General features: G+C 53.2%; 5 protein-coding genes. 2 read left to right on the top strand and 3 right to left on the bottom strand.

The window, feature by feature from the left end; all coding sequences use genetic code 11:
- Positions 1 to 64 precede the first annotated feature (64 nt).
- The 3 genes from J3P88_RS08055 to J3P88_RS08045 are packed head-to-tail and all read right to left on the bottom strand — an operon-like array spanning position 65 to position 6,959.
- Positions 65 to 2,965, bottom strand: a complete 2,901-nt coding sequence (locus tag J3P88_RS08055; protein ID WP_434574621.1) for a hypothetical protein — start codon at positions 2,963 to 2,965, stop codon at positions 65 to 67.
- A 40-nt stretch (positions 2,966 to 3,005) separates the two neighbouring features.
- Entirely contained in the window at positions 3,006 to 5,393 is a 2,388-nt protein-coding gene (locus tag J3P88_RS08050; protein ID WP_434574620.1) for a hypothetical protein, read from the bottom strand.
- 45 nt (positions 5,394 to 5,438) lie between these two features.
- Positions 5,439 to 6,959: a hypothetical protein gene (locus tag J3P88_RS08045; protein WP_434576667.1), complete on the bottom strand. Its 1,521-nt coding sequence runs from the start codon at positions 6,957 to 6,959 to the stop codon at positions 5,439 to 5,441.
- Between the two features lie 169 nt (positions 6,960 to 7,128).
- On the opposite strand from J3P88_RS08045, the gene J3P88_RS08040 reads away from it, so the two are divergent.
- Together J3P88_RS08040 and J3P88_RS08035 are read left to right on the top strand one after the other, a co-directional pair.
- On the top strand, positions 7,129 to 7,707 hold the full coding sequence (locus J3P88_RS08040; RefSeq protein ID WP_434574619.1) for a hypothetical protein: 579 nt from the start codon (positions 7,129 to 7,131) through the stop codon (positions 7,705 to 7,707).
- 23 nt (positions 7,708 to 7,730) lie between these two features.
- Positions 7,731 to 12,701 carry an RHS repeat domain-containing protein gene (locus tag J3P88_RS08035; protein ID WP_434574618.1) on the top strand — a complete coding sequence of 1,657 codons (4,971 nt, stop codon included), beginning with the start codon at positions 7,731 to 7,733 and terminating at the stop codon, positions 12,699 to 12,701.
- Positions 12,702 to 12,949: the final 248 nt, after the last annotated feature.

The following is a 12,949-nucleotide window of genomic DNA, read 5'->3' as shown; positions in this document are numbered from 1 at the left end:
ATACAGTGGCCATAATATGCGAAATGCCTGTTCGGTCATTCAAAGAGGCAACACCTCTCCCTGATCACCTCCGACTTAGTATTAACGTATTACGACTATTCTCTTTGGATGACGAGGCAAACCCAACGGCCAAAGAATGCCGATTCCCTTCTTCGTCGAGCAAGACAAGATAAATACCGGGATCCAATTGCTGACGATACATTTTTCGCTTATCACCGCTCGCCAACCCGTCATACCAATATTTCACATCATCCATCCGATGCAAACTAATAATCAACTCACCCGGCGCCGGGCGTTCGCCGTCAAACGAAGTCTTGAGATTTTTCTGGTAATTTCTCATCAAGCTCCACAAATAGGGATCAAAAGACAAACCTTCGGGCACCGGGCTGTCGCTATTTTCATAATTGGCAGGATGGAAAGCATAGCCGGTGTAACTAAAAAAAACCTCATCGATCAGCTCACTTTCCCACTGTACCGTTGAAATATTATTTTCAATGGATAAAGTGGCAAAAAGAACTTGATCGATGCCACGCCGCAAATAGCTCAAATACCAGTAATCAATCGACTGGCGATAGTAGCTGAAATAGTCCCACTCCGGATTCGCATTGCTGGGAGGCACATCATGCCCATCCTTATCTTGCCATTTGCGTTCACGTTTAAATTCATAGTTAGATAACGACGGCGTCTCGGGACGGATACCTCGCACCGTCACCTCAAAATCCTCCTCTTTCTTATCAGTTGAGTTTTGCGTACCGTAAGGCGAATCAAACTGTGCATAAAAGGTCCGGCCACCCTCTTGTGCAAGATGTATATAGAATTCACGATAACGTATGCCATCATTTTTTGGCATCGGCGGTGCCAGTGGGTCGGCTCGCATGGAAGTGGCCGAAGAAAATTTGAAGCGGTTTCTTATTTTGCTGACGGCCCAGACAGTGGTATTACCATATTCAATACCTTCCTGGCCTACCGCTATGAATGGAACTCGCGTATTGGAAATTTTATCAACTAACCTGAGCGTAGCCAACTCAGCATCACTGACGGGAATAAACCGCTGTTCCCCCCCGATGTTAACGGATTTAGTTCCGATGGTGATAGTGACCGGAATCTGTTGAAAACCATTACTGAAACAGCTGTCACGACCGCCATTAACAGCGATTTTAAATTGGCTAAGCTCTAGCCAATGCGGCTCTGGTAGTACCTGTTCAGAGAGTTGAATAACACTGAAACCGCTGGATCTGGCCGAACCATTCACCAGATAGGAACACCTCACCACACTGATTCGCGATGTGGGCTGGGCCGGAGGTGTAAACCTGCCATTTTCATCCACTTCCCCTTCGCCGATAACCACCCAGCGAACCTCATCACCAAGTTCTAAATCAGCGTACAACTGGATCGGATCGCCAGCCGTTACCGCCGGGACATAGGGCGGATCGACCGGCAGCGTGTGCGCTGCTTTCATCAACACAACTGTTGCCTCAATCGTCTCGTTACTCTGCTGATCAGTCACGATGATTCTCTGCACCGCCAACGGGTCGGTCAGGCTAGTAGGCGGCGTGTAGATCGCATGATTGTTATCGATGACATCAAGCGTCCCTCCATCCGGAGAAAGTGTGAGCCAATGCAAGATCCTATTACCCAGGGTTGTCACGGTTAACTCAACGGGGGTTGGATTACTGCCAACCCCACGCAAGCAAACCCGCGGTGTAATGTTCATGCTTTCGAAAACGCCCAGCACCAGTGCTGAGCTTGTCCTCGATTTGTCCCCCATCGTGTATTGAGCGGTTACCACGATCGGCTGCTGTTCTTTCCCCATTCGAGTTCGGTCCGGCGGCGTATAAACCCCACCCGTTGGCGTTATAGTGCCAACCGAAAGCGGACTAACAGGGTTGGTGACAGTCCATTGAGCGTTGTTAATGCGCGCCCCATCACTCTTGCGCGCGACAAACTCCTGGTGCACACCACCACTCTTCAGACTGATGAACGTCGGCTCGACGATCACCGTATCGGATTTCGGTCCAGTATTGCCCAGCACCAATAAGTCATGAGGTGTATGCCGTCCATTCTCACTTTCGATGAAGAAGTTATCGTTTGGAAAAAGCAGGTTCTTCAGCACGTCAAGCTGCACTTCGTCGAGCAATTCTGTCCATTCGCTGTTCAGCACCAGTGAAGCCGAATACAGACGTCGCCCACTCACCTGGTCGTCCGGAATCAGATAAGGGAAGTCGCTGCCTTCGATAGGAATTCCCACTCCATTTTCATCGTGGATTTTCAACCGAATGAACAGCAACACCGCGCCGTCAGCCGGGTCATCGGAACCCGGGGCCTTCTGCGTACGAATGTAAAATCCCGTTGGGCTCAAAGGGTTGTAACCACTGAAGTCAAACAACCCCAGCTCAAAAATACGCTGATCCTGCGGCAGCACAGCCAAGCGGCTTTGAATTAATGCCGCCACGTGTTTCTCGACCCCGGGCATTCCTCCCAGGTTGCAAGTCATCGACAGGTCGCTCGCCACATCCAACGTCACCCGCCCCCGTTTATCCACGTCTCCTTCAATCTGGTTCAGACTGAGCTTCATCTGGACTTTGTAGCCCATCGCTTCAGTAATAGTGAAGCTGGAAAGCAAGCGGACCGCGCCACCGCCAATGGGGTGACTCTTGGCAGTATAGGTGCCCGCGACCAGGTTCATGGTCAAGGTCACCTTGGACTCGTTCAGCGATGCCGTTTCGAACGACAGCACTGGCTTGCCCAGAAGCACGCCATCCAACGTCATCGACTCCGTTCGATCGTCGATATACGCCACACCATTGATTGGCGGGATGAAGCGTCCGTCGTGCAACCAGGTTAAATATTGCACTTCCAGCAAGCGATTGAGTTGCTCACGACCGAATGCGACGATTGCTCCCCACTTATTAGTGATAGAATGCCCTCGCATGCGATTCAGCAAAATTTCCAGTGAATTTGACATGTTTATTCTCCTACTATCATTCGCCTTAGCCACTGGCCCCTTACTGGCCGTCGGCACGGAACATCCGGATCGTTTCGGGCACACTGAATAACGGCAACGGCAGAACGATGTAACCATCTTCCGAAGCCCCACCCGGCCGCGCGGGCGGCACCAAGACAGTAATGACCAGAAACTTGTCCGGCCCGGCAGGGTTCAATGTCAGCAGCCCCCTGGCGGCATCGATTTGCGCCGAGCCGCTGCCCAGCAATACCTGCCACTCCTCGCCCCAATCACCGGGATTGATGGGGCCGTCCTCCGCCATGATCGACAATTGGAGCTGGTTCTCCGGCAAACTCACCGCATCATTGATCACCACTTCAATCGTTGGCGCACGATGCAGTACCAACACGCTCGTCGTTTCACTCAACCCGGTCCGGGGGTTGGTCACCACGATCGTATCGACGGTGGGCGGCGACTTGTCTATCTTCGGCCCCGGCACATAGCTGTGGTCCTTGTCGGCGGCCGGGTTCGGCCGCACGTCAGCCCCTGAGCTCGGATCCTCGATGGACCAGGTCAAGGCGCCTCCGTCCACGGCGCCGGCCGAGACGTCATGGGCCAGGGAATCGCCGGCGGTGGCGATCATGATCAACGGGTTGACGGCGAGACTCCGGGCCGTGATACCGACCAGCGCCGAGCTGGTGTGGGTGCCATCGGTGGCGGAGACCACCACCCGGATGGAGCTGCGTGGCATCTCCGCGTCGGTGGGCGGGGTGTAGCGCCCCGTATTAGTGATGCTTCCTTTGGGAATGTCTTCACCAAGGATATTGCGCACCGACCAGGTCAAATCGGTGCGAGGTGGTTCGGTAATGAATTGCCATGGCACTGTATGGGGGATGATGGGTTCCAGGTCGGTGATGCTGAAGGCGGTTTGTGTGGGGCCAACATGGCCGAATACGGCCATGTCGCCAGGAAAATAAACACTGTCGAATTTTACTGAATCGGTGCCGCGGAATAATAAACTGTTAAGCGTGAACACGTTAATTCCGAAGGTTGCAAAGGACAGACCACCAGCAATTTCTAGAACTAATTTCTCCATTTCTTTGATTAAATTGTTCTTTACTGTAGAAAAAATTGTTACAAAATGCGGGCTGTGATCAAAATCACCCAAATCGACGCCAAAATTCAAGGACCCCTCAGAAAAATTTAAGGTGACAGCTCCTGATGCTGAAAGCTCAAAGTCAAACTCCCAAAAACAATCCCAACTAGAGTCTAAATCATCAGAGGGCATCACATCCGGCCCAGCGTCCAAATTTAGAGCCTGCACCGCTGTCCCTGTCCACTCCAAACGTCCTTTATTTGTCCCAAGCACTGGCCGAATGGAAATATTCCCTGTCCCAGGATGATGGCTATGAATAAAATCAGAAAAATGCACGTACATTTTAAACAGCGAAACTTTCCGTATAGTAGCGTCTGGTGAGTCGTTTGTATAAATATTCACCCCTGATCTGGACGTCTCTCCAAAACCGATCATTTCAGTGAAACCATTCGGCGTCCTAAATTCCGCACGAAACGGCCTACGCGACTGATCACTGAGATTCTTGATACCATTAGCAATCAGTTTAGATATCAGCTCACTGTCTAACAACACCGTAGCCGAATAGCCATCCGGCAATAGATATTTCAGGTCTGCATTATCGATGGGCACGGTTCCATTAGCCTCCCCCTCCATGGTGATAAATATCAATACTGCACCTTCCCCCTCGTCTTCGCCGGCCAAGAGCCTGGCACCGGCGCCCTGTTTATTATGGGTGCGAATAACGAATTTTGAAGGTTTAAGAAATTGATCCGGCTCAAACTGCAATTCATTCAGCACAAAAACTTTCTGGTCCTCCGGTAACGCACTGAAGCGAGTCTTGAAACGTTCACCCGCCACCGTTTGCAAGTGCTCGGACGGCATGTCAATCAAACGATAGTTACGCCCCTTCGAGATATCGAGCTCCACCCGCCCCGCCGAGGTAACCGACCCCGTGTTCTCAATAAGATTGATATCAAACTTAAGCCCTGGACCATCCAGCACGTTTTTCTCGGAAATTCGAGTCAGCGACCATTGTTGGGCTCCTTCCTGTTTGGTGAAGGACAGGTGAGTGCCACCAACCTCCTTCATCGTTAATTTCGCTGCGGACGTCTGCAAGTTAGAGCCCATGAAGGACAGTCGCGGCGCGTCCATTTGATAGTTATGCAAAAAATTCTTTTGCGTCGGCGTGGTATCGTCCCGAATTTCCTCGGTGATTGGCTGCATGTAATGCTCGGTACCGAAGCGCGTGATGTATTCCTGCAATAACACCTTGTTGGTCTCACTGCGTCCATAGGCCAAAATCGCCCCCCAACCCAAAGTCCGGGGTTTCACTTTAAGCCAGTCCAACAGCGTATCTATAGAATTGATTTCCATGACGAGCCTCTCACCGTTAATAGCGCCATCGACTTGTACCCTGGTTTAGCTAGCCAGTCTTGGAGTGGTATCTCCAAAGTTTGTAAACGTTTCACCACCGTCAAAGCTGACGCGTGCTTTTAGCGAAAACGATTCATTAAGCTTGAGTGTTTCCAAAAAATCCTTTGGCAGCTTTGCCGTTACTTTTTTGTTTCCGAACTCAGCCTCTGTAACCGGCAACGCATTACGTACGGGGTATAAGGTGCCGTTGCCATCCTGCCTAACGCCAGTGGCTTCCATCACCAAAAGTTGCCCTACTGCCATGAATGGCCAAGCATCAAAACCCGGAGACTCTATGATCAAATCCGCGCCGCTAAACGACAGTGCGGACAGCCTCATCTGACCGCCCGAGATGTGCGGGGAGGTTGTAACTGGGTAGCGTGTCGCTGGCAACGGCTCGACAAGCAGGTTGAAACGAACAGAAGGCTCACCGTCGACGCAATAAAACACCGGGAAATACCGACCCTGTGCAACGGTCGACATGTTGGCTGCAATGGCAGTGGCTGGAATATGAAAACGTCTGCCCGAAACAGGATCAGTCGCAACATGGCGCCCACCATTCGGATGCCCTTCCCAGTGCACTTCTACTCTGGCCGACCCGATTTCCGCGGTATCTGGGACATTGACGTAGGCCCCACTGGTAGTCGCCGCCCAAGTCCCATGGTTGTCCGCACCCGGGGTGACGTCTTCAATAATCGGGGGAGGCAGGTAGCGTGGCTTGCTGATATCCAACAGCAAAGGTTCAGCCGACAGCGCAGCACCGGCCCGGGCGTACTGATAAAGCACTTTTACCTGGGCGTTGCTGTTTACTGTCAGCCAGTGCGGCTCGATGTAAAACTCGAAAAGACCGCTATCCAATGTCGAACGATCGACCCGCAGGGCCTTGGTGACACTCTTGATTTTCTCGCTTCCGGTCCAATACAACAGCACCCAATCGTTTTCCTGGATGTCTGGGTAAAGCGGTTTCACCTGCAAGGTCAGGCCATCAGGGTAATGTCCCGGGTTGATTGGGCCCGCGGTATGGCCTTTGACCGTGATAGAAGGCAACAAAGCGGAACCGGGATCGACGATGTCAATCCGCTGTTCTACGGACTCACTGGGCTGTGAGGGTTGTTCAGCATACTCAACACGATAGCTGATATCGGCATATTCCCCCTCAATAGAAATAATCTCGATATAGGGCACGGTGAACGTCAACGGCTGGTTCAAGTGCTCAGCACTGATTTCTTTGGACTCCTCATGCACAGGTTCCGGTGCGCCTTGGAAGTAGCCTTGCCAACTGAAGATGACCTCATCCCCGACACGCATGGCCTGATAGGGCGGCACCACAGCCGTGGCGCCTGCTGACGTGACATCGACGGTTTTCACCGACCGGTCGTGAGATTCCTTTATGTGCGGGACAGGCAGCTTGCTGACTTCGAGATGTTTTCCTGTGTGGCAGGATGCTCGAAGCGATTCTGCCCCTCTTTCATCAGAATCCGCCGGCTGCTGGGCTGGGAGCTCTGGGCGTAAGTTCGAGTCCACCATGACTTATTCCTTGAGTATTCAAATTCAAGAGAACATCAGCGATGACACTGTAGGTTTCGTGGGGGAACGCTGTCTACTAACAGAACTGTTAGGTTTCAAGGGCTCATTTCGATGATAACGTTGTGTTTAGTTTTCCGCATCAGCCACCACTCGATATGGGACAGTGACCATGAACCCCGTCAAGGCGATCGTTTTTTACTTATTGCTGACCAGCAATATCATTTATTCCATTGATGCATTTTCGGAGAGTGCCCCCGCTGTAACCAGCGACGATAAAGCAGCCAACGCCGCACTACCGGAACAAAACAAAACGACTGGCACCATTATTATTAGAGATAAGGACAATGCGCAGTGCAGCCTGTTTTTGCCAGGGCCGGGTACATCCCAGCACCGTTACTATCTCGGAGACACCGACCCCGTAGTGTGCAAGGGATGGAATGACAGAATTCGCTCAATCCAATTTGCTGAAATGCCTTCAGCCACCAGAATTCTATTGAGTGACGCGCCGACCTGCAGCCAGTCCGCCATTTATAATACGTGGATATTACTAAGAACAACAAAAAAACAAACCACCACAGCAATTCACGAAATCGACTATCTTATGACATTTCAGGAGAAGCAAATCATTGACTCGGGGCTGCAATTGCTCAGTTATCAAAAAGAAGCTGAGAACTTTAGAGACAGAATATCCTGCATCGAAGTAACCACTTCCGCTCTGCCTCCCGCCCCCCCAGTGGCAACACCTTGATTTTAATTGATGAGGAACGGACCATGACCACCTCGAAAGCCGTGCACTCCCAAGCCTTCAGTTTCATGAGCTACGTACAAAGCGGCGTTGACCCCCGTACCGGCCAATACACCGTTTCCATCGATCTACCCGAGGTCCAAAGTAACTGGCTTTCTGGCCCAGCCCTCCCCCTGAACCTGACCTTCAGTCCAATCAACACCCTGGACTCCGGCTTCGGAGTGGGCTGGAACCTGAACCTGAGCCAGTTCACGCTCTCCGACGATATTTTGGCGTTGAGTACCGGGGAGACCTTCAAAGTGACCGGCAGCGCTCCTCTCCCGGACATCAAGGAAAAGAAACTCGACACCTTTCACTTCGAGAGCCCGGGCGGCGGACGCTACCGCGTGTTGCATAAGTCGGGGACGGTCGAAGAGCTTCAAGTCGGCGGCGATCTTACCCAGGTCGCATTGCCCGTGAGCCTGACGTCGCCCGCCGGCCACAGCCTCACGTTTGCCTATAGGTCGTTCCGTGGCGGACAGTGCCTGCACAGCATCAGCGATGCCCAGGGCGAACTGTTGCAAATCAACCGCCAGGCCAACGATGAGTGGGTGGAGATCCTCGTACGGCCCAACGACGGCGCCGCGCTAGCGCGTTATGAAATGAAGCTCAACACCAGCGGTTGGGTCACCGAGATTGTCTTGCCCACGCCCGACAAAGGCTCCTGGCGTTTTGGCTATGGCAACGGGCCGATCCGCAACATCCTGTGCCTGCACGAAATCAAGACACCGGTCGGCGGACTGGAAACCCTCGAGTACGCCGACACCGGGCACCCGTATCCGCACGGCGTCGTGCGCCCCAACCTGCCGCGGGTCACCCGCCATCGCAGCTACCCCGATTTCGGCCAGCCGAACGCCGATGAAACGATGATCGAGGTGGAATTCAGCTACACCAGCCATAACTTCCTCGGTGCTGGTGAAACCGTCAGTTGGGAAGATGGGATGGACCCGCTGTACAAATTGCAGGCCAGCTATGAATACGGTAGCACCGCCAATTTGATGGTCGGCAGCCAGGTGGCACGCACAGTCGAACGCAGCTACAACCGTTTCCACTTGCTGGTGGAAGAAAAAACCCTGCAGGAACATTGCGTCAAGCGCGTCAGGACCCGGTATTACGACGAGGATGTGCCGTTCGAGCGCCAAGTGCCGCAGTTCCAGTTTCCCAAGGAAGTCACCACCAGTTGGGAGTTGGACAACGACGCGACCCAATACCGCGCTGAAATCACCCGCAGCGCCTACAACGACCAGGGCAACCATACCGAACAAGTTGAGCCCAACGGTATCAGGACCGTCTACACCTACTATTCCAAGAACGGCGAGGACGGTTGCCCGGCGGACCGCTTCGAACGCAACCTCAAAGACACTACGGTGTATCCATCATCCCAGGGTGAGCCGGGCGCGCCAACACTGCGCACCCGTCTGCGCTACAGCGCGCACAAGCCGCTGAGCGGCAGCGGGCTGGATGACTGGCTGGCGATGGACAGCGAAACCCTGATGCAGGTGGAAGGCGCCAACGAAACCACCTTGCAGCAGACCTTGCGCAGTTACCACGAATTGACTGGCGATGCGTTCTTGCATGGTCGCTTGGCCAGCCAGCAAACCCTGCTCAATGGCACGACCAGTACGACCTTGTATGAGTACGACAAGGGCCCCAGCGCGCTGGCCGGGGAGGACGTGCTGGAAACACGCGAGTTGTTTACCGGTTTTGACGGCATCGAAAAAACGATGTCTCTGCAAAACTCGCTGATCACGGGCGAAGCAGTGCTGACCACCGACGTCGATGGTGTGCAGCTACTTCGCCAGTTAGACGCAATGGGGCGGGTCATCAAGGAAATCGTCTCGCCTAAATCGCCCGACGTTCGAGCCGAACGTGTTTATACCTATACGTTGGTCAATGCCGATGGGCAAAAGGCCTCACAGAGCCTGACAGACGTCAGCGGTATAACGACCCACACCCGCTTCGACGGTATGGGACGAACGATTTATCAGGAACGGGTCGAGAAAACAAAAGCACCGCGCCAGATCTACGCCGCCAGCTACGACCAGCTGGATAACCTGGTCGAAGAAACCAACTACGACTGGCTGGAAGATAGACCCATACCCTTGCGCCGGGGCTTTGAATACGACGCCTGGGGTATCGCCCATCGCACGACAATGCCCGATGGCGTTGTGAGCCGTTACCTCTGGTCGCCTTTCGGCAGCAAAGGGCCGGTCGAGCACCAATGGCTGGAAACCCCGGAGACTGAAACGACAACACTTATCAGCGGCCTGACCGTGGACAAGTACAACGATTTCGGCAAGCTTGACCGCTTCGAACGATTGGACGCACAGCCCTTGATCGATCTGTGCCACCAACAACCCGAACGCCCGGTCGCAGAGCATCTGCGCCACCTGCTTGAAACGACAGGGCTGCCGACCGTTGGCGCGGTTGAATACACCTATGACGGCAAGAACCACTGTGTACAACAAATAGAACTGTATGACGGGCAGGAACGCAAGACGCGTTTTGCCTATGACCCGTGGGATCGAGTGAAAGCCACCACCCTGCCCGACAACACGGTCGCCAGCCGGGAGTTTGCCGCGCACAGTTTAGGTGAACAAACCACCAGCATGAGCGTGAAACCCAGCGCCAAGCCGTCGATCACTGTCGGCCAACAGTCATTCGACAGCCTTCAGCGCATGACCGAACGGCGTGTCGGTTCGATGGTCAATCCGCGAATCGAGGAGTTCAAATACACCGGCAGCCAGATGCAACCCAGCCAGCGGATCACCCCGGCCAAAGAAGTTTTCGATTACGAATACAAACCAGAGCTGACTCTGCAGCCTTTGGCGATTACCACCTCCAAAGATGAATCGACGACTTACGTGTATGACCTCAAGACCGGTGCAATAACCAGCGCGCAAAATAATCAAGGCCAGCGTGAATATCGATACAGCGACGCCGGAGAGCTGGAATACGAAAGTTGGACCGACATCGACGGCAAAAAGATGGAGACCACCTACCGGACCTCTCTCCAAGGGAGGCAAATCAGTCGAAGCCATACCGACGGCCTGGATACCGTTTACACCTATGACGATTGCGGACGGGCCAAAACAGTCGTCCAAGGCGCGCTCAGTGCCGACTTCGACTACGACACACTCGGCCAACTGTGCCGCACCACGACGCGCAGCCCGACGTCGACATTGGTTGCCGAGGTCAAATACGACCCGCAGGGCCGGGAGGTCGAGCGGACATTGTCCCTCAATGGCCAAGCCCCACGGATCATTACTCAAATCTGGCAAGGCGACAATCAACTCAAGAGCCGACACGTGTTCCTGAATGAGGAGAGCCTGCTCGATGAGGAATTTTTATATGACTCGCGCAACCGGCTCGTTCATCACACCTGCGCGGGCAGTGCCCTGCCCAAGGACGCCTACGGCAACAGCATCCTCAGCCAGTTATTCAGGTTCGATGAGTTTGATAATATCCTTCGAGTGACTACCCAATTCGATGGCGATCTCAGCGACACTGCCGTATTCACCTATGATGCCGACGATCCTTTTCAATTGAAAAAAATTACCCATAGCTATACGACCGGCGGCTATCCAGCGCTGCTTGAGTTCGAGTATGACGCCAATGGCCATATGCTCAATGACGAACTCAATCGACGCTTGATCTACGACGATCATGGCCGCCTGGTTGCGGTAAAGGATGCGCAAGAGCAGCTTGTCGTGAGCTATCGCTACGACGGGCATAATCACTTGGTGGGCGTTCGTCAAGGCAACGAGCCGGAAACACTGCGCTTCTATCAGGGCTACAACCTGAGCCACACGCTGCACAATGGCATCGGCACGCAGTATTTGTTCCATGAAGAACGCCCTTTGGGGCAGCAGCAAATCGATAACCATGAGCAGACCCTCTTGCTGATGACAGACGCCAGTCCCAACGTCATAGGGGAGTGCGTGCAATCGGAGGTGCACGCGGTGGCCTATAGCGCCTACGGTATTCGCAGCAGCGAGGAGGCCTTGCATAGCTTGCTGGCATTCAACAGCGAGGTGTGCGAGAACGCCAGTCATTGGTATCTGCTGGGCCGTGGCTACCGGGTGTACAACCCTAACCTGATGCGTTTTCATAGTCCGGATTCGTATAGCCCGTTCGGCTCGGGCGGGGTCAACCCCTATGCGTATTGCCTGGGCAATCCGATTACGTTCCGTGACCCGACCGGACATCGGACCAACTATCGTCGGCCGGATAACCCTGGGTATATCGACCCCATCGAAGAGCCGGAACAAAAAACATCTATATGGGGGAAAATAGTGAGTTACGCTTTTGCAGCGGTTGCACTGGTTGGCGCGATCGCTTCAGCCGTTGTAACTGGGGGGGCGACGTTGGCACTTGTCGGCTTAGCAGTAGTGACTATAGGCGTTGGACTGACTGTGTATGGAACTGAAACAAACAATGAGGCAATAATGTCAATTGGCATGATACTAACAGCTATCGGTGGCCTCATAAGTGCCGGTGCATTTTTCGGTCGCAATTCAGGATCTAAAGCTCCGGCCGCTTCCAGTACCCCCAGGGGCAGCACTGCTGCATCTTCAAATGCCCCGAGGAGCAGAAGCCCTAGTTTTGCATCTGTGTCTTCCGAGGGCAGTACTTCTAGTAGTCCCAGCTCATCCGGCAACTCATCACATCATTCTATGCGCACCCCCTCCGTCGATTATTCGAGTAATTCATCTAGTTCATCTAGTTCATCTAGTTCATCTAGTTCGTCGAGTTCGGCTAGTTCGTCTAGTTCGTCTGGTTCATCCGAATGGACTCCTCCGTCACCCAGTGCAGCGCTAAAGGCATCAAACCAACAAGCGGGAACTCTAACTCCAGCGCAGAAAGCCCAAGCAATTAGAGGCATTACAAGATTGACCGGCGGAACGAAGAATCTCAACGTTGCGGGAAATCCGCTACATCAGATGTTTATTCCATAAATATTTAAAACCAAGTATAAAACCGCCTTTCAATTTCATACTTGGTTTTTCATGAGTCATTGACAAGCATAAAGCCACTTCCTCCACCTCTCCCGTAAATCTCTGCTAATGGAAATATCACTGACTGAAATGATTTCAGGCATACAATCAACAACGAGAAGTGAGACCTGACACAAGTGATCAAGCCCGTGGCGAGGGAGCTTGCTTCCGATGGACTGTGAAACAGTCACCTTTCGGGGCCGCTTCGC

Origin of the sequence: Pseudomonas sp. Z3-6, from assembly GCF_051131985.1 — a bacterium.
Classification (GTDB): domain Bacteria; phylum Pseudomonadota; class Gammaproteobacteria; order Pseudomonadales; family Pseudomonadaceae; genus Aquipseudomonas; species Aquipseudomonas zanjanensis.
The sequence above is the reverse complement of the archived record's forward strand: the minus strand, read 5'-3'. Positions and strand labels throughout refer to the sequence as shown.